This is a genomic window from Paraburkholderia sediminicola (genome assembly GCF_046026855.1).
Lineage (GTDB): Bacteria > Pseudomonadota > Gammaproteobacteria > Burkholderiales > Burkholderiaceae > Paraburkholderia > Paraburkholderia sediminicola_A.
In genome coordinates, this window is the sequence record NZ_JAQQET010000008.1 from 180,614 (window position 1) to 201,701 (window position 21,088).

Here is a 21,088-nt window from a genome sequence, read left to right on the forward strand (position 1 = left end):
TCCATGAAAATCGGCGAACTGGCGAAAATCGCCCATTGCACGACCGAAACCATCCGTTTCTACGAAAAAGAGGGCCTGTTGCCCGAAGCGGAGCGCACCGAGGCGAATTACCGCAGCTATTCGGTGAGGCACGTCGAGCGCCTGCGCTTCATCCGCAATTGCCGTGCGCTCGATATGACCCACGACGAAATCCGTGCGTTGCTGCGTCTGACGGACGCGCCGGCGGACGGCTGCGGCGGCATCAATGCCCTGATCGACGAGCACATTGCGCACGTCGATACGCGTATCGACGAATTGAAGCAGCTGAAAGTGCAACTCACCACGCTGCGCGAGCAATGCCACGGCGAACAGGCCGTTGAAGACTGCGGCATCGTCCAGGGCCTCACCGAAATGGACGTCGGCGCAGCGCGTGTGCGGCATACGCATCTGGGTTGAAGCGCTGCGCCGGTATTGGCGGCGGCGCTGACCACGGCAGTGACAGCATTCACGGCTGGACCATTTATCCGGCCCACTCAATAAACAATCGAATCCAGTTGGAGAATCAACGTGTTTACCTGTAGAAATCAGCCCTGCGGCGAGCAGTGGGAGATGTCGGACGTCGTCATCAAGAATGAAGGGCAGGGGCTTCTGTTCCGTTGCCCGATGTGCGGCGCGCGCAATTACGTCGAACGCTTCGACGCGGAAGATGGATCAGTGCTGTACGAGCAGATCGAAGGCCGTCCCGCAACCGGCCCCATGGCCGATTAGTTGCTGGTCTTCAGTCTCTTCAGCCCCTTCAGTCGATAGCGAGCCACCACCCTATGAACAGTCCCACACCAGCCGGCGCGCCGTTTAGCCAGCTACCGCTCCCCCCCGCGACGCTCGCCAATCTGACGCAGCTCGGCTATGTCGAGATGACGCCGATTCAGGCAGCGAGTTTGCCGATCGCGCTGGCCGGCAACGATCTGATCGCCCAGGCGAAAACCGGCAGCGGCAAGACCGCGGCGTTTTCGCTGGCGCTGCTCAACCGCCTCGACGTGCGCAACTTCGCCGTGCAGGCGATGGTGCTGTGCCCGACGCGCGAACTCGCCGACCAGGTCACGCAGGAAATCCGCCGTCTGGCGCGTGCCGAAGAAAACATCAAGGTGCTGACGTTGTGCGGCGGCACGCCGATGCGTCCGCAAACCGCCAGCCTCGAACACGGTGCGCACATCGTGGTCGGCACGCCGGGCCGGATCATGGATCACCTCGAGCGCGGCAGTCTGCCCTTGCAGGGGCTCAACACGCTGGTACTCGATGAAGCCGATCGCATGCTCGACATGGGTTTCTTCGACGATATCGCGACGGTCGTGAAGCAATGCCCGAAAGAGCGTCAAACGTTGCTGTTCTCGGCGACGTACCCCGAAGGCATCGTCAAACTCAGCCAGCAATTCCTGCGTAATCCGAAGGAAGTGAAGCTCGCCGAGCGGCACGACAACACCAAGATTCGTCAGCGCTTCTATGAAGTGACCGAAGACCAGCGTTTGCATGCCGTCGGTCTGTTGCTGAACCACTATCGTCCGGTGAGCACACTGGCGTTTTGCAACACCAAGCAGCAATGCCGCGATCTGCTCGACGTGCTGCGCGCGCAGGGTTTTCATGCGCTCGCGCTGCATGGCGAACTCGATCAGCGTGAACGCGATCAGGTGCTGATCCAGTTCGCGAACCGCAGTTGCTCGGTGCTGGTTGCCACCGATGTCGCCTCGCGCGGTCTGGACATCGCGGAGCTCGAAGCGGTGATCAACGTCGACGTGACGCCGGATCCGGAAGTGCACGTGCACCGCATCGGCCGCACGGGCCGCGCCGATCAGGAAGGCTGGGCGCTCAGTCTCGCCAGCATGAACGAGATGGGCCGCGTGGGCAGTCTCGAACAGGCGCAGAAGCGTGAAGTCGAGTGGCACAAGCTGGCCGATCTCAAGCCCGCGAGTAACGAGCGGCTGCTGCCGCCGATGGAAACGCTGCAGATTCTCGGTGGCCGCAAGGAAAAGATCCGTCCGGGCGATGTGCTTGGCGCGCTGACCGGCGAAGCAGGTTTCGCCGGTTCGCAGATCGGCAAGATCAACGTGACCGAAATGTCGACCTATGTGGCCGTGGAGCGCAGCGTCGCGCGCGACGCATTGCGCAAGCTCAGTGGCGGCAAGGTGAAGGGCAAGAAGGTCAAAGTCCGCATGATGGACGACGCGTGATCGCTGACTAGTTTGCTTTGACGGCTGCGACCGCCCAGTCGCAGCCGGGTTGGCCTGCATCACCGCTGAGTATCACCGCAGCGAATCACAACTCCGCATCGCCGTCGCGCATCACATTACGTCATACCTCGGCTGTTTTCCGCGCTTCCCGCACAGCTGCCTTTCTTCCGCTAAACCCCCGATTTCATTGCCTTAGCCTGCTCCAGCACGGCATTGCGCGAGCCATGACGTAAACGCATGCCGCGCATGACAAAGTTTCGATTGTGACCGTTCTTTGGCTGATGCCTAATCATCGAACCGGATGGGACCGCCGCGCAGTGGGCAGTCCGCGAATCCGCTGCCGGATGGAGAAAGGGAGAAAGCCTTATGCAGAGCGCCATGCAAGCCCGCTCGAAACTGCCTGACGTAGGCACGACGATTTTTACCGTGATCGGCCAACTGGCCGCGCAACACGATGCGCTGAACCTGTCGCAAGGTGCGCCGAATTTCGCGCCGGACGCGAAACTGATCGACGGTGTCGCGCAAGCCATGCGCGCCGGTCATAACCAGTACGCGCCGATGGCCGGCATCGCCGCTCTGCGCGAAGCGCTCGCCGACAAGGTCGAGACGCTGTACGGCGTGCGCTACGACCCGTCGAGCGAAGTCACCGTGATCGCCAGCGCCAGCGAAGGCCTGTATTCGACGATCAGCGCCTTGGTACACCCGGGCGACGAAGTCATTTACTTCGAACCGTCATTCGACAGCTACGGCCCGATCGTTCGCCTGCAAGGCGCAACGCCGATCCCGATCAAACTTTCATTGAGCGATTTCCGCGTGGACTGGGACGAGGTCGCTGCCGCGATCACGCCGAAGACGCGCATGATCATCATCAATACGCCGCACAACCCGACCGCGACGGTGTTCAGCGAGGCCGATATCGCGCGTCTGAAGGCCGTGACGCGAAACACCGACATCGTGATTCTCGCCGACGAAGTCTACGAACACGTTGTGTTCGACGGCGCCAAACATCAGAGCATGGCGTGCGATTCCGAACTTGCGGAGCGCAGCGTGATCGTGTCGTCGTTTGGTAAGTCGTATCACGTAACCGGTTGGCGCATCGGCTATTGCCTCGCGCCCGCCGCGCTGATGGACGAGATTCGCAAAGTCCATCAGTTCATGGTGTTTTCCGCCGATACGCCGATGCAGTACGCGTTTGTCGATGCATTGGCCAATCGCGAGAGCTATCTCGGCCTGTCCGCGTTCTATCAGAAGAAGCGCGATCTGCTCGCGCATGCGCTGCGCGAGTCGCGCTTCGAGTTGTTGCCGAGCGAAGGCAGCTTCTTCATGCTTGCGCGTTTTCGCGGTTTCTCCGAGGAAAGCGATAGCGATTTCGTGCTGCGCCTGATTCGCGATGCGCGCGTCGCGACGATTCCGCTGTCGGCGTTCTATACCGACGGCACGGATTCCGGCTTGATCCGCCTGAGCTTTTCGAAGGACGACGCGACCTTGATCGAAGGTGCGCGGCGTTTGTGCGAAATCTGATTCGCCGGTTGTGCGAGTTTTTCCCGGCGAACGCATGAAGACCTGACCTGATCGCAGAGAGACGCGATCAGATCAACGGCGGCGTGAACCGGCAGCATTTTTGATCGCAGTATGATCGTCGCGTCGTTACGTCGTACGTCCTTATGCATCGGTGCGCTGCATGCTGCGTTACAACAATATCGAAGGAAAAGGGACCTGTTATGAAGTTGCTCAAGCCTCTATTGGCGCTGGCCTGCGCAGTCGCGTCGATTGCCGCATCGTCTGTCGCGATCGCTGCCGAACCCGCAACGCTGCGTTTTGGACTCGAGGCGCAGTATCCACCGTTCGAATCGAAAGGGCCGAACGGTGAACTGCAGGGTCTCGACATCGACGTCGGCAATGCCGTCTGCGTTGCTGCGCATATGACGTGCAAATGGGTTGAAACCTCATTCGACGGCCTGATTCCGGCGCTACAGGGTCGCAAGTTCGACGCAATCAATTCGGCGATGAACGCCACCGAACAGCGCCGTCAGGCGATCGATTTCACGACCGTCGTGTATCGCGTGCCGACGCAGTTGATTGCGAAACACGACAGCGGTTTGCTGCCCACGCCGGCTTCGTTGAAGGGCAAACGCGTCGGTGTGTTGCAGGCGTCGATTCAGGAAACCTTTGCAAAGGCGCATTGGGAACCGGCGGGCGTCACCGTCGTGCCGTATCAGGACCAGAACCAGGTTTATACGGATCTGGTCGCGGGTCGACTCGACGCAACGCTCGTTCTGGCGCCGGCTGGACAGACGGGTTTTCTGTCGAAGCCTAGCGGCAAGGACTACGCGTTCGTCGGTCAGCCGGTGCGCGATGACAAGATCCTCGGCAGCGGCATTGCGTACGGGATTCGCAAGGGCGACACCGCACTGCGTGACCAGCTGAACGCGGCGATTGCGAAGGTTCAGGCCGACGGCACGGTGAAGACGCTGGCGGCGAAGTATCTCGGCAATATCGATGTGACGGCGAAGTAACTTATTGATCGTGTTACGGGCTGTGTTCGGCGGGTCCAGCGTTGCGGTAGGATAAGGCGCATGACCGAGGAGCACACGATGAGCGGGACGAATGACTGCAGTGATTCAGCGGTGACCGCTGCAGCGCCGAAGTTCTGGCGCGATGAAGCGTTGCCGTTCATCGAGGCGCGTTCTATCCAAGACGGCCGCGAAGTCTGCTATGCCAAACACTCGCACGAGACGTTTTCGATCGGCGCCGTTACCGGCGGGCATAGCGTGTACGTGAATCGTCACGCGAGTGAATGGATCGGCGCCGGGGCAGTCGTGATGATGAATCCGGACGACGTGCACGCGTGTAACCCGGTCGCCGACGAGCGCTGGTCGTATCGGATGCTGCATGTGGAGGTTGATTGGCTCACGGGTCTGCAACACGACCTGGGTTTTAGCGACAACCACGCGTTTCGCGCTTTCTCGCAGACCATGACGGCGGACCCGGCGTTGTTCGACGGTTTGAACCGTCTTTACGCGGTCCTCGTCGACGACGACAGCGAGCTCATGCGCAAGGAAAGCGCCGCGCTAACTTTCTTCTCGGAAGTACAACAGAAGCTGAATCCGGCGTCCTTGCCGGATGATGACGCAAGCGGACAACTCGCGCGAGCCGCGGAATTCATCGCTGAAAACTGCACGCGTCCGCTGAAGCTGGAGGATGTCTGCGAGGCGGCTGGGCTTTCCGCCTCGCACTTGATCCGCGCGTTCAAGCAGCGTCATGGCATGACGCCGCACGCGTATCTGATCAACCGACGCATTCAGTACAGCCGCGCACAACTGCGGCGCGGCTACCCGATAGCGGACGTCGCGCTCGATGCGGGCTTTGCCGATCAGGCGCATTTGCAGCGGACCTTCAAGCGGCTGGTCGCGGCGACGCCGGGGCAGTATCGGAGTTGAGCCTGGCTCTGCCGACCAGGCGCATTTTCACTCGACCGTCAAACAACTGCTGACGATGGCGTCGGGCAATGTAGCTGAAGTAGCGGTTGCGCCTCTTGAGCGCGTCCTGCTGCGCGCGTCACGCGATCAGCAGATACAGCGCGCTGGCCGCGAGCAAAGCCGCCATCGCACGATTGAAAAACCTCACGCGCTTGGGCTCCTGCAGGTATCGACGCAGGAACGTGCCGGCATACGCCCAGCAGGCAATCGACAGATAGCAAACCACAAAGTACACGACGGTGAATTGCCAGACGAGCCGGCCGCCGCCATCGGCCGCGTAGGCGCCCATGCCGGCTAATGACGCGAGCCATGCTTTCGGATTAAGCCACTGCATCGCCGCGCCGTATGCGAACGATGGCCCGCGAGTGGGTTTGTCCGCGCCGAGCTTGCCGTCATCGATGGCGAGTTTGTAGGCCATGTAAAGCAGAAACCCGACGCCGGCCCATTTGACGATGTTGATCAGATTGGGGAAATGCGCGAGCAACTCATGCAGACCCAGGCCGATGAGCAGCAGCAACAACGTGAATCCGACGGTTGCGCCGGTCACATGCCGCATGCTCGCAGTGAATCCATGTTGTGCGCCGGCACTCAGCGCGACGACATTGACCGGCCCGGGAGAAATCGACGAGGCCAATGCGAAGGCGGCCATGGAGAGTAAAACGGTCATCTGATGCCTCGATACGTGAGTGCGCAGGATTTGCGACGCTCAACGGTATCGGGCAGTGGGGTGGGGTGTATTGAAGGAAATGACTTTCAGTGAAGCGTCGCCGCGTCGCCGCAGCACTTCTTGAATTTCTTGCCGCTGCCGCAAGGACACGGGTCGTTGCGTCCCACCTTGGGTTCGGTGCGCTGCATCGCGGCGAGCTTCTGCTCGTGGACGGCCTGACGGTGGGGGAGCCAGAAGCGATAGATCGCGGCGATGCTGGCGGGAATCTGCTTGGTGAGGGCTTCACGCTGTTCTGGCGTGTCGACCAACTGCGCCTCTTCCGGCGTCAGCTCCTCGGAGCCCATCAGGTGTAGCGGATCCAGCCATGCCCGACCCTGCTCGCTATCGAACAGCGCTTGCCAATCTGCCCGAACTACAGCGAGGCCCTGCATGAAGCCGAAAGCCCACGCTTCGCCGTCGATGTATTCGCGTTCACTGTCGTCAACTCGGCTGAAACCAAACACCGGTTCGAACTCATCGGGGGCATCTTCCAGGCAGGTAATGATGCCGTTCATGTTCCGCAAGATCAGTCCGAGAATGTGCTGCGCCTGATCCATTGTTTCGAACGCAGGCGCGTCACTCTCGCTCGGGCCCCAGACACCCGGCAGCCAGTAGCTGGGCGGTACGGTAGTCGGCCCGATGGCCATCGCGGTCAGATAACCGTCGAGCCCCTCGATCGTCAGCGTCTCTTCTGAGGTCAGATCGGAAATCAGAAACTCATCGAGTTCGTCGAACTCTTCTTCGGAGAGCGGGTTGGCCAGATCGGCGGGGGCGAGTTTTGATTTGGGCATGGTGAGGCTCCGGCGCTTCGAATCGTGGGTCCCGATGGCATGCGGGAGATGCGGAGTCGGCGTGCCCATATGGCACCCGTGCCGCAAAGGCACAAAGCAAAAAGCCCAGTCGCAAGGACCGGGCTTTTTGTTGAATCTTTGGTGGGGCGTGACAGATTCGAACTGTCGACCTACGGATTAAGAGTCCGCTGCTCTACCAGCTGAGCTAACGCCCCAAACAGAAGCGAAATTATGCCGAAACTTTCCAGGATTGCCAACCCCCTTTAGCAGATTTCTTAAAAAATCTGGGCAGGGAGGCGACCCAAAGCCCGATCTGCCTGCCGTCAAACACCGGAAAGGCGCGGGGCTCACCGTCCCGGTATCATGTCGCGGACATCTGCCGCGCGAAGCGTCGCGCGGCTTTCGACCGGGGACCGCCATGGATGACAAAGAAATTATCGAGCTGCTCGACCGCATCCTCGCGCCTTGGGTCCGCTCGCTCACGCTGACCCCGGTCAAGGTCGACGAAGAGAGTGCGACTTTGCGCCTGCCATTCTCCGGCGGGCTGCGCCACTCGGGCGGCGTGATCTGCGGGCAGGTCTTTATGGCGGCCGCCGACACGGCAATGATCGTCGCGATTTCGGCTGCGCTCGGCGGTTTCAAGCCGATGAGCACGGTGTCGCTCAACATCAGTTTCATGCGTGCGGTCCGCAACGGCGACGTGCTGATCACCGCGCGCGTGCTGCGCATGGGCCGCAATCTCGTGTTTGGCGAAGTCGAATTATTCGACGAAGCCGGCAACATGGCGGTCCACGCCACCACCACCTACGCGCTGCTCGACTGAAACCCGAGACTTGAAGTTGGTTCGCAAGCCGCAATAGAGGAAAAAGCCAAGATGTTCGATCAGGTCGTATTCGCCGGCGGTGGCAATCGCTGCTGGTGGCAGGCGGGGTTCTGGGACGTGGCGCAGCCGGCGCTGGATATCCGGCCGCGTGTCATCACCAGCATTTCGGCCGGCGCGGCCACCGCGTGCATGCTCTACACGCGCGATTCCGACTGGGTCATGCGCTATTACGAAGAAGCACTGCGTCACAACACCCGCAACGCGTACTGGGGCAATCTGCTGCGTGGCGAATCGGTGTTTCCACATTACCGGATCTACCGGCAGGCGCTGCTCGACATCTACGGCGACAAGTTCTCGACGCTCGCCGACGCGCCAGAAATCCGCATCGGCGTATCGCACCTGCCACGCTGGCTTGGCGCGCGAAGCGCCGTCGCCGCGGGCCTGATTGCGTACAACATCGAGAAGTACGTGCGCAAGACGCTGCATCCGACGCTCGGTCAGACGCTCGGTTTTCATCCGGAATTCGTTCGCGCGCAGGATTGCGCGACGGTCGAGGATCTCGCCGATCTGATTCTGCAATCGTCGAGTACGCCGCCGTTCACGCCGGTTTTGCGGCGCAATGGGCGGCCGGTGCTGGATGGCGGAATGGTCGACAACGTGCCGGTCGGCGCGCTCGACGCCGATGCACCTGGCAATGTGCTGGTGATGGTCACGCGTCTTTATCCGCGACCGCAGATGTTCGTCGTGCCGCATGGCGTGCAGCAACGGCTCTACGTGCAGCCGTCGCGCAAGGTGCCGATTTCGAGTTGGGATTACACGAGCCCATCGCAGATGGTGCACGCGTACAACCTCGGCCGTGCCGATGGTGAGGTCTTTCTGGAACGCATGCCCGATCTGCTGGAAGCCGGCGCGCACGAAGCGCGCTGAGGTGAATGTGACTAACGGGGCGGCGCGGCTTCTAAAAGCGTTGCGTGGCTCGCAGGCCATGCGCCAACCAGATCGGCGCGCAGATTGAAGCCGAAACAACCGCGAGGGATTAACGCGGTCGCTTAACCAACGCCACAGATTACCGCCGACGCCCGCCCTGCAACGCTTCCGGATTCGCTGTACTGGAGGTATCGCCGGCGTCGAAAGCCAGAATGTTCTGGAATGCCGCGGTGAAATACAACTCGTAGCTCTCGCGCTCCACGTAGCCGATGTGCGGCGTGCAGATCACGTTCTCCATGCGCAGCAGGCTGTAGCCCTGCAGAATCGGCTCGCTCTCATAGACATCGATCGCGACCATCCCCGGACGGTTGTGCGACAGCGCGTTCACCAGGGCGTTTTCGTCGAGCAGTTCGGCCCGGCTCGTGTTCACGAGTAATGCGGTCGGCTTCATCCGCATCAGGTCTTCCTCCTTGACGATGCCGCGCGTGTCGTCATGCAGACGCAGGTGCAACGACAACACGTCGCTCTGCTCGAACAGCGCCTCGCGGCTCTCGGCCACGCTATATCCCTCCGCGCGCGCGGCTTCGCGCGAATGCTCGCGGCCCCAGATCAGCACGTTCATGCCAAACGCCTTGCCGTATCCCGCAAGCAGCCGTCCGATCTTGCCGTAACCCCAAATTCCCAGCGTCTGACCGCGCAACACCTGACCCAGACCGAAGTTCGGCGGCAGTGCCGACGTCTTCAAACCGGATTGCTGCCAGGCCCCTTGCTTAAGGTTTGCTACGTATTGCGGAATCCGCCGTTGAGCCGCCATGATGAGGGCCCAGGTCAGTTCGGCCGGTGCGGTCGGCGAGCCGCTGCCTTCCAGCACGGCAATGCCGCGCTCGGTACAGGCGGCCAGATCGATATGGCTGGAAACTTTGCCGGTCTGACTGATCATGCGCAAATGCGGCAACTTGTCGAGCAGTTGCGAGCTGATACGGGTGCGTTCGCGAATCAGGACGAGAGCGTCGACTTCGGAAAGACGGCTCGCCAGTTGCCCGAGACCGCGGACGGTGTTGTTGAAAACCTTGACCTCATGGTCGGCAAGCAGTTGAAAGCAATCGAGCTTGCGGACAGCGTCCTGGTAATCGTCGAGGATGGCAATCTTCATGGTATGTGTCTTGCGACGCACCATAGCGGTGCGGAACGGAGTGTTATGCTGACTGTCCCATCATGTGACCCAGGTCACATGATGGTATGACTGAATGCCTTAATGTAGAAGCTGCCGCATAGAACGGCAGCGCCACTGCAAGGCAGATTGACATCGTTTTTAACAGTTTGTTGCGTGTTGAGGCAAGCCGCTTTACAGACGGTTGCAGACAACTGTCCGCGGATGCCTCCATGCAACACGCTGTGTGGCCCGTGATGACCTGCACAATTGTGCGTCGGCTTGTAGGAATGTCGTCGCGAAGAATTGAACGCCTCTCGCATGCAGCGTCACTGGGCTTGTACCGTTTTTCTATTGCTTTCAAAACGGAGACAGGTCGATGAATCATCCCTCATTCGAAGGACAGCCCACCATCGAGGCGTCTGCAGGAGCGCCCGCGTGGGTCAAAAACCGGAAACTGGTCGACTGGGTCCAGCGCGTTGCCGCCATGACCAAGCCCGATCAGATCGTCTGGTGCGACGGTTCACAGGAGGAATACGACCGCCTGTGCGCTCAGATGGTCGAAGCCGGCACCCTTAAGAAACTGAACCCCGCCAAACGTCCGAATTCTTATCTGGCATGGTCTGATCCGTCGGACGTGGCGCGTGTGGAAGACCGCACATTCATCTGCTCAAAGCGCCGTGAAGATGCCGGGCCGACCAACAACTGGATCGAACCGGCTGAGATGCGCTCGAAGCTCGACGGCCTGTTCGATGGCTCGATGCGTGGCCGCACCATGTACGTGGTGCCATTCTCGATGGGTCCGCTCGGTTCGCCGATCGCGCACATCGGCGTCGAGTTGAGCGACAGCCCATACGTGGTGACCAACATGCGCATCATGACGCGCATGGGCCGCAAGGTGTACGAGGTACTGGGCGAAGACGGCGAATTCGTGCCGTGCGTACATTCGGTCGGCGCGCCGCTCGCGGCGGGCGCGAAAGACGTACCGTGGCCGTGCAACGACACCAAATACATTGTCCACTTCCCCGAATCGCGCGAAATCTGGAGCTACGGCTCGGGCTATGGCGGCAATGCGTTGCTCGGCAAGAAGTGCTTCGCGCTACGTATCGCATCCACCATGGGTCGCGACGAAGGCTGGCTCGCCGAACACATGCTGGTTCTCGGCGTGACGTCGCCGCAAGGACACAAGCATCACGTCGCGGCGGCGTTTCCGTCGGCTTGCGGCAAGACCAATTTCGCGATGCTGATTCCGCCGGAAGGCCTGAACGGCTGGAAAATTTCCACGATCGGCGACGATATTGCGTGGATCAAGCCGGGTAAGGACGGCCGCCTGTACGCGATCAATCCGGAAGCGGGTTATTTCGGCGTCGCGCCAGGCACGAGCGAAAAGACCAACTTCAACGCGATGGCTACGCTGAATGAAAACGTCATCTTCACGAACGTCGCGCTGACGGATGACGGCGACGTCTGGTGGGAGGGCATGACCGACGCACCGCCCGCGCATCTGATCGACTGGCAGGGCAAGGACTGGACGCCGGCGATCGCGAAAGAGAGTGGGCGCAAGGCCGCGCACCCGAACGCGCGCTTCACGGCGCCGGCTTCGCAATGTCCGTCGATCGATGCCGACTGGGAAAACCCGGCGGGCGTCGCGATTGACGCGTTCATTTTCGGCGGCCGCCGTTCAACCACCGTGCCGCTCGTCACCGAAGCGCGCAACTGGGTCGAAGGCGTGTACATGGCCGCGACCATGGGCTCGGAAACGACCGCGGCCGCCGCAGGGCAGCAGGGCGTGGTGCGCCGTGACCCGTTCGCGATGCTGCCGTTCTGCGGCTACAACATGAGCGACTATTTCGGGCACTGGCTGAAAACCGGTGAGCGCCTCGAGAAACTGAACGCCAGGCTGCCGAAAATCTTTTGCGTCAACTGGTTCCGTAAGGGTGCGGACGGCAAGTTCGTCTGGCCGGGCTTCGGCGAGAATATGCGCGTGTTGAGCTGGATGGTCGGGCGCATCGAAGGCCACGCGGAAGGTGAAGAACATGCGTTCGGCGTGTCGCCGCACTACGAAGACATCGACTGGAGTGGCCTGAATTTCAGCCGCGAGCAATTCCAGCAGGTGATTTCTGTCGACGACGCGGCATGGCGCGACGAACTCGCGCTGCATGCCGAGTTGTTTGACACATTGCAGCAAGGTCTGCCGCCGGCTTTGAAACAGACCAAACTCGCGCTCGAAGGAAAACTCGCTGCCTGACGAGGTGAGTGTTCACTTCGCATAAAAGCCGCCTTCGGGCGGTTTTTTCTTTCCCGCTCCGACCTGCACGGCGATTTTCTCTGATTTCACAATGGCGGGGAGACCTTTGCATCTGTTCGAACAAAAAAGACAGTGCAAGCTGCAGTGCAGCAGATTGTTGCTTTAGTCGGAACAATCGAGGTCCGTGCCCCACACTGGGGAGCACAGTGACACAAATATCGACAATATTTCCGCTTTGGCGGGCAACTTCTGCACGATTTCGCGAGTCGTAGGAGAATTCCAAGTTCGCTTCACTGGTTTTCACTAATTGTCAGGAAGCTGTAACACGGCAGGAGTTGTCCCATGGATCATTTGCAGTCGATGCGAGTTTTCGTCAAAGTGGCGGATCTCGGTAGTTTTGCCCGCGCTGCGAGCGCGATGGATATTTCCAACGCAGTTGCTACCCGTCACGTTGCCGATCTCGAAGGCCGGCTTGGTACGCGGCTGCTCAATCGCACAACCCGCAGCTTGTCCCTGACCGAATCCGGTCAGGTTTATCTCGAGCGCGCGCGCCAGATTCTCGACGAACTGGAAGACGTCGAGCAGATGGTGGTCGCGCGCAATCACGAACCCGTCGGCACGTTGCGAATAGTCGCACCGGTGGTGTTTGGGTTGCATAACCTTGCGCCCGTGCTGCAGACGTACGCGGAGCGCTATCCGAAAGTCATTCCCGATGTCACGCTGGTCGACCGTCAAGTCGATCTGGTCGAAGAAGGCTTCGACGTAGGCGTGGTGATCGCGCGGCAAATGCGCAGCGCGAGCATCGTCACGCGCCGTTTGACTACTGGCTGCATGACGGTGTGCGCAACGCCGGCCTATCTGGAGAAGCACGGCACGCCAACGCGTCCTGAGCATCTGCTGGAGCATCCGTGCCTGAGCTTGCCGTCCGAGTATTGGGGCGACGAGCGCGTGTTCACGGGCCCGGAAGGGGAAGTGCGCGTGCGTCCGTCCAACGTGATCGTGGCGAACAACACGGAAATGCTGCGGCAGTTCGCGTTGCTCGGCATGGGCATCGCGATTTTGCCGAGTTATCTGATCGGCCGCGACATGACGCGCGGCAGGCTCGTGCGTTTGCTCGGAGATTACCGTTTGCCGCAGGTCGAGATCAACATCGCGTATCCAAGCCGTCGTCACTTGCCGGCGAAGGTGCGCACGTTCATCGATCACCTGGTCGAGCATTTCAGCCAGACGCCGAACAGTCTGCTGGGCGAGCAGTGGATCAAGGACGGCCTTGGCAGGCCCGCCACGTCCGCGGCGCTCGATTCGGAGGATCACATGCCGCCGGAAGCGTTTGATGGCGCTGAGCCGCTCTCGCGGCTCCTGGATAGCGAGCTATCGCCGATGCCGAAGACTTTGGCAAAGACGACGAACCGTCCACGGCCCACCGCTCTGTCGCCGCTTTGAGCGTGCGAGCGATGGCACCGGCGGCGCTGAGCTAAGCGCAGCCAGGTCCAAAACAAAAAGGCGCAGTCACATGAAGTGACTGCGCCTTTTTTCTGGGCAGGTGTGAGGCAGGCCGGAAACTGAATACCTCCGGTCGCCCGCCCGATTTACGAGCCCGTCTTGCGCGCTACCGCTTTTTTGGCCGGCGTCTTCTTGGCAGCAGCAGTCTTCGCAGCCGCAGTTTTCGTAGCGGGCGCTTTCTTCGCCGCTACCTTTTTGGCGGCCGGCGCCGCCTTCAATGCGACCGGTGCATCTTCGTCGTCCGACTCCGGCGCTGCCTTGGCTGCCGCCTTTGCCGCGGCGGTCTTCGCTGCTGTCTTGGCTGACGGCTCTTTCTTCTCGAACTCGAAGCCGATCTTGCCGTCGTTCTGCTTGACGAGGAACGCCTTGAAGTTACGACCGGTGCGCGACGACTTAAAGTTCGTCAGCAGGTCGGTGCGTCCTTCTTCGAGCAATTTCGCCATCTGCTCACGCGCGATTTCCTGCTGCAGAATCACCTTGCCCGAGCGGAAGTCGCAAGTCTTCGGATTTGCAACCGAGTTCTCGCAGACATAGCTCATGCCGTGTTCGAACACGCGAGCCTTGCACTTCGGACACGCGCCGACCGATTGTTGGTCTGAGAAGTCAGGCGGTTCACCATCTTCACCGCCAGAGTCCTGACCGAAGTCGAACTCGAGCTTGTAGTTCTTGATCTCGTCGTCGAGCGAGAGCTTCAGGATCGCGGAGAACGGGCGGCCCATCTTGCTGCGGAAACCCGACAGCGGTCCGATCGTCTTGTTCTGCAACAGCTCTTCAACTTCCGGAATTTCGAACTGGCGTCCGCCCGGAATTTTCGAAATCGAAAACTCACACTTCGAGCAGGCAAAGCGCCGGTAGTTTTCCTTCACCTGGCCGCCGCAATTCGGACACGGCGTTTGCAACGTCGCGTAATCGCCCGGGATCGTGTCGGAATCGTACTCTTTCGCGCGCTTGACGATGGTCTGCGTCATGCGGGCGATTTCCTGCATGAACGCGTCGCGCGGCAGGTTGCCACGCTCCATCTGCGAGAGCTTGTACTCCCATTCGCCGGTCAATTCCGGTGCAGTCAATTCCTTTACGCCGAGGCCGCGTAGCAGCGTCATCAGCTGGAATGCCTTGGCGGTTGGAATCAGATCGCGGCCCTCGCGGATCAGATACTTTTCGCCGAGCAGCCCTTCGATAATGGCGGCGCGCGTGGCCGGCGTGCCGAGCCCCTTGGCGGCCATGGCTTCGCGCAATTCGTCGTCTTCGACCAGTTTGCCTGCGCCTTCCATTGCCGACAGCAAGGTCGCTTCGTTGTAGCGTGCGGGCGGTTTCGTTACCAGTTGCTGGGCGGCGATCTTGTCCGTCTTGACCTTCTCGTCCTTCTGCACCGGCACGAGGTTTGCGTCTTCGCCGCTGATTTCGCGGCCATAGACCTGCAGCCAGCCCGGTTCGACCAGCACCTTGCCTTCAGTCTTGAAGTGATGGCCGACCACTTCCGTGATCCGCGTTGTCACCCGGTATTCGGCGGCTGGGAAGAACACCGACAGGAAGCGTTTCACGACGAGGTCGTAAAGCTTCTGTTCCGGTTCGGACAGATTCTTTGGCGCTTGCGCCGTCGGGATGATTGCGAAGTGGTCGCTGATCTTCGAATTGTCGAAGATGCGCTTGTTCGGCTTCACCCAGCCTTTGTCGAGCACCTGCTTGGCATACGGGAGATAGTTGTTGCTCTCCTTGAGCATGCCGAGCGTTTCCTTGACCGTATCCATATAGTCTTCCGGCAACGCGCGCGCGTCGGTCCGGGGATAGGTCAGCACCTTGTGCTTTTCGTACAGCGCCTGAGCGAGGCCGAGCGTGTTCTTCGCCGAAAAGCCAAAGCGGCCGTTGGCTTCACGCTGCAAGCTGGTCAGGTCGAACAGCGCCGGCGACAGTTGCGTGGTCGGCTTTGATTCTTCGGTCACCTTGCCGATCTGGCCGCGGCAGGCGGCGACGATCGTTTCGGCGGCGGGCAGTGCCCACAGACGCGAATCGCGTTTTTCGGGATCGAACTCGTCGCGCTTGAATTGCGGATCGAACCAGCGGCCTTCGTAGAAACCGGCCGCGCAGACGAACTCCGCCTTCACTTCCCAGTAATCGCGCGGCACGAAGCGGCGAATCTTCTCTTCGCGTTCGACGACGATCGACAGCGTCGGCGTCTGCACCCGCCCGACCGTGGTCAGGAAAAAGCCGCCGCCCTTGCTGTTGAACGCGGTCATGGCTCGCGTGCCGTTGATGCCGACCAGCCAGTCCGCTTCCGAACGGCAACGCGCCGCATCGGCGAGCGGCTGCATTTCTTCGTCGCTGCGCAGACGGGCAAAGCCGTCGCGGATCGAGCCGGCCGTCATCGACTGAAGCCACAGGCGCTGAACCGGTTGCTTGGCTTTCGCGTGCTGCGCGATCAGGCGGAAAATCAGCTCGCCCTCGCGCCCTGCGTCACATGCGTTGATCAGACGATCTACGTCTTTGCGCTTGAGCAGCTTGGTCAGTACCTTCAGGCGCGACTCGCTCTTGGCGATCGGATTCAGATCGAAATGCGGCGGAATGACGGGCAAGTTGGCGAAACTCCACTTGCCGCGTTTGACTTCATAGTCTTCGGGCGCGGCAATTTCCAGCAAGTGGCCGACTGCCGAGGAAAGGACGTAGTCGTCGCTTTCGTAGTATTCGTCATGCTTGGTAAAGCCGCCCAAAGCCTTCGCGATGTCGTTCGCGACGGAAGGCTTTTCGGCGATGATCAGTGCTTTGGACATGACTCGATGTGAGGTTGGTAGATCCGGGTTGATGGCCTTGAGTGCGCTTTTAACTAGCGCGACCCTCGTTTGCGACCTTTGCGACCCAATAACGACCGCTTTATAGCACACGGCGCGAGAGCGGCGTGTCAAGTGCCATAAAAAGCGCGCCATGATAATTGCGCGCTGAGTCACTGGGCAAGCTGCGGAAAACGCGTCGTGTATCGCTCGCAACGCCCGTGCCGTAAGCTTCAGCGGCTGGCGGCTACATTCACGCGGCGGTCAGCGCGGGCCGTAGTTTGGGCGCGCCGCTGATGCCGGGCACGGCCGTCAGGTCAGACAACATCCGCTCCACAATCGCCGCCTGTGGCAAAACCGTGCCAAAAAAACGTGTCGTTACCGAGTCTTCGATCAGGATGGTCGGGAAATTTTCGACATCCAGATCGTCGAAGCGGTCCGCATGGGTTTCGATGTCGATCCATGCGAAACAGATATGCGGATGCCTTTCCGCCAGCCGGTCGAAGGCATCCCGATACTCACGGCAAGTCCCACACCACTCCGCGCACAGGCAGGCAACGAACAGCGTATCGGGTTCGTTGACGCGCTCGGCAATCCGGTCTTGGTCGGTGTCGAGATTCAGCGCGGGCATGGTGGTTCCTTGCGTACTTTTGTCAGGTGCTTTGGCGCGAATGTAGCATGGCCGATCCTGGATCGTGGTCAACCCTGGTCAATGCGGGGTCAGCCATGGGTCGCTCGCGTGAAGCGGCCGCCGGGCAGCGCGGTCACCTGGCCGGCGAGTTCGAGTTGCAACAGCGTGTTTTGCAACGCCGCGTCCCCCATCTCGGTGCGGATGGCAAGAATTTCAAGCGTGGCGGGGGCGTGGCCCAGTGCGTCGAGGAGTTGCAGCGCTTCCGCGCTCATGGCCGGCGGGGCTGAAGATGATGCAGGCCCCGCCGCCAATTCGGGCTGAACTGATGTCGGGGCATGGACCGCCAGCAATTCGGACTGGATCGCTGCCGATGCATGCTCTGAGCCCGCGCTTTTCCGACGCACCGCCTGTTTGCTGGCGGCTTTCGCAGCCACGGGCGTGGCAAAGCCTAGTTCCTCGAGCACCTCATCGGGCGTTTCCACCAGCTTGGCGCCCTGCTTGATGATTCGATGGCAACCGCGGGATAAGGGCGCATGGATCGAGCCGGGCAATGCGAAGATATCGCGTCCCATTTCGTTGGCGAGCCGAGCCGTGATCAGCGAGCCCGAGCGCATTGCGGCTTCGACGATCACAACTCCGCTGACAAGGCCTGCGATCAGGCGGTTACGCTGCGGAAAGTTTGCGGCGCGCGCCGGCGTGCCGAGTGGCCATTCCGAAAGGATCGCCCCTTGCGCCGCAATCTGCCGCGCTAGCGCATGATGCGCGGCCGGGTACACGAGGTCCGCGCCGGTGCCGATCACGGCTACCGTGCCGCCGACGCCTTCCAGCCCGCCCCGATGTGCGGCACCGTCGATACCCAGCGCCAGCCCCGACACGATAGTGACGCCGGCTTGCGAAAGCTCACGTGCGAAACGCTCCGCGTCTTCAACGCCTTGCGGCGTCGCGCTGCGGCTGCCCACCAGCGCGATCGCCCGTGTGTGCAACAAATCCAGCCGGCCCTTTATATATAGTAGCGGCGGCGGATCGGGCATGGTGAGTAGCGCGGGAGGGTAAGCAGGATCGTCGAGTGTCACCACGTGGTTGCCGGGCAGCGCCCACCATGCGATCGCCGCGTCGAGTTGCGCCTCGAAGTCTGGGCTGGGTGGTGCCAGCACAGCGCGCGCCGCAGTCTCGCCCGCGATCCCGGCAAGTGCCTCGAGCGATTGATTGAAAATCGCTTCCGGCAGTCCAAAAGCGCTTAGCAATAAGCGCAGGGCGGCGGGTTTCAGCCCCGGCGCGAGCGAAAGCCGCAGCCAGGCGGCAAGTTCAATATCGGTTGCTGGCAAGGTGCGCATTGAAAGTCGATCCTCTTACAGGGCCAGCGGGCAGGCGGGCGCCATGCTAAAATTTTCATCATCCGAAATAACTGCAGCGCCGCGCCCACCCGCGCGGGCTCGTCGTTTAGCGCATGTGGCGCGTTGAATCGAACCGGTTCGACACCATCTATCCTCTGCGTAACGCGATGTGCCCACAACCTGGCCAAACGGCTAACGCGAGTCTTACACCGGTCAGCGGCGCCTAAAAACACACTCAAGATCATGGCTTTACTGAACATCATCAATTACCCGGACAAACGGCTGCACAAGGTTGCGAAGCCGGTCGAAGTGGTCAACGACCGCATCCGCCGGCTCGTCGCCGACATGGCTGAAACGATGTACGCGGCGCCCGGCGTCGGCCTCGCGGCGACCCAGGTGGACGTGCATGAACGCGTGATCGTGATCGACGTGTCAGAAACGCACGACGAACTGCTCGCGTTCATCAACCCTGAAATTGTCTGGTCGAGCGACGAGAAGAAGCTGTCGGAAGAGGGCTGCCTCTCGGTGCCGGGCATTTACGACAACGTCGAGCGCGCCGAGCAGGTGCGGGTTCGGGCGTTAAACGCGAAGGGCGAAATCTTCGAGATGGACTGCGAAGGGCTGCTGGCGGTTTGTGTCCAGCACGAAATGGATCATCTGATGGGCCGCGTGTTCGTCGAGTACCTGTCATCACTGAAGCAGACGCGCATCAAGAGCAAGATGAAGAAGCTCGCCCACGCGATGTAATGCGCGCCCACCTCGCCTACTGCCCCCGTTCATGAGTCATTCGTTGCGCGTCATCTTTGCCGGTACGCCGGAGTTCGCTGCGGCCGCGCTGGCCGCGATCCATAGCGCCGGTTTTCCGGTGCCGCTCGTGCTGACCCGGCAAGATCAGCCTGCTGGACGCGGCATGAAATTGCAGGCGAGCGCGGTTAAGCGTTACGCGCAGGAGCATGGAATTGCGGTCGCGCAACCGCCCTCGTTGCGGCGCACGGGCAAGTATCCGGCTGAAGCGGCAGCCGCGATCGATCAACTGCGCGCCACGCCGCACGACGTGATGGTCGTGGCCGCGTACGGTCTGATCCTGCCGCAGGAAGTGCTCGATATTCCGCCGCTGGGCTGCATCAACATTCACGCTTCGTTGTTACCGCGCTGGCGCGGCGCCGCGCCGATCCATCGCGCGATCGAGGCGGGCGACGCGGAAACCGGCATCACGCTGATGCAAATGGACGCCGGACTCGACACCGGCGCGATGATCTCCGAAGCGCGCACGCCGATTTCCGACGTCGACACCACGGCCACCCTTCACGACCGTCTCGCACAAGACGGCGCGAGGCTGATCGTCGAAGCGCTGATCGAACTCGAGCGCAGCGGCAAACTGACGGCAACACCGCAACCGGCGGATGGCGTGACTTACGCGGAAAAGATCGGCAAGCACGAGGCTGCGCTCGACTGGCGTAAGCCGGCCGCAGCCCTCGCACGTCAGGTGCGCGCGTTCGACCCGTTCCCCGGCGGTGTGGGGACGCTGGAAGACGGCACGTCGATCAAGATCTGGGCAGCGGTTCCAGTTGAAGCGCAAAGCAACGCAACCGCCCCCGGCGTCATCACCGAGGTCTCTCCCGAGGGCGTCGTGGTCGCCTGCGGTCAAGGCGCGCTGCGTCTCACGCAATTGCAAAAGCCGGGCGGTAAGCGCTTGCCGGTACGCGAATTCCTGGCCGGCGCAACGCTGGCCGCAGGTCAGCGTTTCCAGCTTCCCGAAGCAAAATAACCGCCTTGCGCATGTCTTGAACATCCCCCATTCGGCCGATATTTAAGGCACCCGCCCCCGGCTCGCGGCGCGTTAGAATCCTCTATGCAGCAGCTTGTGTTTCGAGGATCCCCATGTTTGGCATCACCCATTTCGAATTTTTCGTCGTCGCGGTCTTTCTACTGAATGTGACGCCCGGTCCCGATACGGCTTACATCGTCGGGCGCAGCGTCGCTCAGGGCCGTGGCGCAGGTCTGATGTCCGCGCTCGGCATCTCCGCCGGTTGCTGCGTTCATTCGCTTGCTTGTGCGTTCGGCTTGACGGCGCTGCTGGCCGCTTCGGCCACCGCGTTCACCGTCATCAAGTTCGTCGGCGCTATTTATCTGATGTATCTCGGCGTGCGCCTGATTTTCGCGAAGCCGGCGGCAGACCAGGCGGGTGGCGAAGCGCGCGCTGCCGGCGCGCCGAAATCGCTGCGTCAGCTGTTCCTGCAAGGCTTCTGGACCAATGTGCTGAATCCCAAGGTCGTGCTGTTCTTCGTGTCGTTCTTTCCGCAATTCGTCACGACGGGCAGCGATCATAAGGCGCTGGCGTTCCTCACGCTCGGCGGGGTATTTGTCGTGATGAGCATGATCTGGAACAGTTTTGTCGCGTGGATTGCCGGCAGTGTGACCCGGCGCTTCTCCGGCAAGCCGTCGATGAAGAAGTGGCTGGATCGCGGCGTCGGCAGCGCATTCGTGAGCTTGGGCATCAAGCTCGCCACCGCATCAAGATGATTGAATT

The 21,088-nt window shown here is 61.0% G+C and carries 19 protein-coding genes and 1 tRNA gene; 13 read left to right on the forward strand and 7 right to left on the reverse strand.

Annotated elements, in window-relative coordinates; genetic code table 11:
- Positions 1-3 precede the first annotated feature (3 nt).
- The 6 genes from cadR (at position 4) to PQR40_RS11415 (ending at position 5,644) form a co-directional block, all read left to right on the forward strand.
- Positions 4-435, forward strand: a complete 432-nt coding sequence (gene cadR / locus PQR40_RS11390) for a Cd(II)/Pb(II)-responsive transcriptional regulator (RefSeq protein ID WP_408236979.1) — start codon at positions 4-6, stop codon at positions 433-435.
- 111 nt (positions 436-546) lie between these two features.
- On the forward strand, positions 547-747 hold the full coding sequence (locus tag PQR40_RS11395) for a hypothetical protein (RefSeq protein ID WP_408236977.1): 201 nt from the start codon (positions 547-549) through the stop codon (positions 745-747).
- Between the two features lie 53 nt (positions 748-800).
- On the forward strand, positions 801-2,204 hold the full coding sequence (dbpA, locus tag PQR40_RS11400) for an ATP-dependent RNA helicase DbpA (protein WP_408236974.1): 1,404 nt from the start codon (positions 801-803) through the stop codon (positions 2,202-2,204).
- A 366-nt stretch (positions 2,205-2,570) separates the two neighbouring features.
- Positions 2,571-3,725, forward strand: coding sequence for a pyridoxal phosphate-dependent aminotransferase (locus PQR40_RS11405; protein WP_408509027.1), 1,155 nt, complete (start codon positions 2,571-2,573; stop codon positions 3,723-3,725).
- A 200-nt stretch (positions 3,726-3,925) separates the two neighbouring features.
- Positions 3,926-4,720, forward strand: a complete 795-nt coding sequence (locus PQR40_RS11410; RefSeq protein ID WP_408337313.1) for an ABC transporter substrate-binding protein — start codon at positions 3,926-3,928, stop codon at positions 4,718-4,720.
- Between the two features lie 78 nt (positions 4,721-4,798).
- Complete coding sequence (locus PQR40_RS11415; protein ID WP_408509028.1) at positions 4,799-5,644, forward strand: helix-turn-helix transcriptional regulator; 846 nt, start codon at positions 4,799-4,801, stop codon at positions 5,642-5,644.
- Between the two features lie 118 nt (positions 5,645-5,762).
- Here the strand turns inward: PQR40_RS11415 and PQR40_RS11420 are convergent, their stop codons facing one another.
- The 3 genes from PQR40_RS11420 to PQR40_RS11430 form a co-directional block, all read right to left on the reverse strand.
- Positions 5,763-6,350, reverse strand: a complete 588-nt coding sequence (locus tag PQR40_RS11420) for a LysE family translocator (protein WP_408236962.1) — start codon at positions 6,348-6,350, stop codon at positions 5,763-5,765.
- An 86-nt stretch (positions 6,351-6,436) separates the two neighbouring features.
- Positions 6,437-7,249, reverse strand: a complete 813-nt coding sequence (locus tag PQR40_RS11425) for a UPF0149 family protein (protein WP_408509029.1) — start codon at positions 7,247-7,249, stop codon at positions 6,437-6,439.
- Between the two features lie 70 nt (positions 7,250-7,319).
- Positions 7,320-7,395, reverse strand: a tRNA-Lys gene (locus PQR40_RS11430).
- Between the two features lie 203 nt (positions 7,396-7,598).
- Between PQR40_RS11430 and PQR40_RS11435 the strand changes: the two genes are divergently transcribed.
- Both PQR40_RS11435 and PQR40_RS11440 read left to right on the forward strand, forming a co-directional pair.
- The gene (locus tag PQR40_RS11435; protein ID WP_408236956.1) at positions 7,599-8,003 is read left to right on the forward strand and encodes a PaaI family thioesterase; all 405 of its coding nucleotides are present in this window, start codon (positions 7,599-7,601) and stop codon (positions 8,001-8,003) included.
- 51 nt (positions 8,004-8,054) lie between these two features.
- A complete protein-coding gene (locus PQR40_RS11440) occupies positions 8,055-8,930 on the forward strand; it encodes a patatin-like phospholipase family protein (RefSeq protein ID WP_408236953.1) in 876 nt (291 codons plus the stop codon).
- 139 nt (positions 8,931-9,069) lie between these two features.
- Here the strand turns inward: PQR40_RS11440 and PQR40_RS11445 are convergent, their stop codons facing one another.
- Positions 9,070-10,083 (reverse strand): D-2-hydroxyacid dehydrogenase family protein, encoded by a 1,014-nt coding sequence (locus tag PQR40_RS11445; RefSeq protein WP_408236950.1) that lies wholly within the window; start codon positions 10,081-10,083, stop codon positions 9,070-9,072.
- 376 nt (positions 10,084-10,459) lie between these two features.
- Here PQR40_RS11445 and PQR40_RS11450 point away from each other — a divergent pair, with 376 nt between their 5' ends.
- Both PQR40_RS11450 and gvmR read left to right on the forward strand, forming a co-directional pair.
- The gene (locus PQR40_RS11450; RefSeq protein WP_408509030.1) at positions 10,460-12,328 is read left to right on the forward strand and encodes a phosphoenolpyruvate carboxykinase (GTP); all 1,869 of its coding nucleotides are present in this window, start codon (positions 10,460-10,462) and stop codon (positions 12,326-12,328) included.
- 342 nt (positions 12,329-12,670) lie between these two features.
- Positions 12,671-13,771, forward strand: a complete 1,101-nt coding sequence (gene gvmR, locus PQR40_RS11455) for a transcriptional regulator GvmR (protein ID WP_408236944.1) — start codon at positions 12,671-12,673, stop codon at positions 13,769-13,771.
- Between the two features lie 146 nt (positions 13,772-13,917).
- Here gvmR and PQR40_RS11460 read toward each other — a convergent pair whose 3' ends face one another.
- The 3 genes from PQR40_RS11460 to dprA all read right to left on the reverse strand — a co-directional run bounded on the left by PQR40_RS11460 (position 13,918) and on the right by dprA (position 18,558).
- Positions 13,918-16,596 (reverse strand): DNA topoisomerase III, encoded by a 2,679-nt coding sequence (locus PQR40_RS11460; RefSeq protein WP_408509031.1) that lies wholly within the window; start codon positions 16,594-16,596, stop codon positions 13,918-13,920.
- 250 nt (positions 16,597-16,846) lie between these two features.
- Positions 16,847-17,224, reverse strand: coding sequence for a thioredoxin family protein (locus tag PQR40_RS11465; RefSeq protein WP_408236938.1), 378 nt, complete (start codon positions 17,222-17,224; stop codon positions 16,847-16,849).
- Positions 17,225-17,313: 89 nt separating this feature from the next.
- Positions 17,314-18,558: a DNA-processing protein DprA gene (gene dprA / locus PQR40_RS11470; RefSeq protein WP_408509032.1), complete on the reverse strand. Its 1,245-nt coding sequence runs from the start codon at positions 18,556-18,558 to the stop codon at positions 17,314-17,316.
- A 243-nt stretch (positions 18,559-18,801) separates the two neighbouring features.
- Between dprA and def the strand changes: the two genes are divergently transcribed.
- The 3 genes from def to PQR40_RS11485 all read left to right on the forward strand — a co-directional run bounded on the left by def (position 18,802) and on the right by PQR40_RS11485 (position 21,081).
- Entirely contained in the window at positions 18,802-19,305 is a 504-nt protein-coding gene (gene def / locus PQR40_RS11475; protein ID WP_408236932.1) for a peptide deformylase, read from the forward strand.
- Between the two features lie 31 nt (positions 19,306-19,336).
- Positions 19,337-20,326 (forward strand): methionyl-tRNA formyltransferase, encoded by a 990-nt coding sequence (fmt, locus tag PQR40_RS11480; protein WP_408509033.1) that lies wholly within the window; start codon positions 19,337-19,339, stop codon positions 20,324-20,326.
- A 113-nt stretch (positions 20,327-20,439) separates the two neighbouring features.
- On the forward strand, positions 20,440-21,081 hold the full coding sequence (locus PQR40_RS11485) for a LysE family translocator (protein WP_408236927.1): 642 nt from the start codon (positions 20,440-20,442) through the stop codon (positions 21,079-21,081).
- Positions 21,082-21,088: the final 7 nt, after the last annotated feature.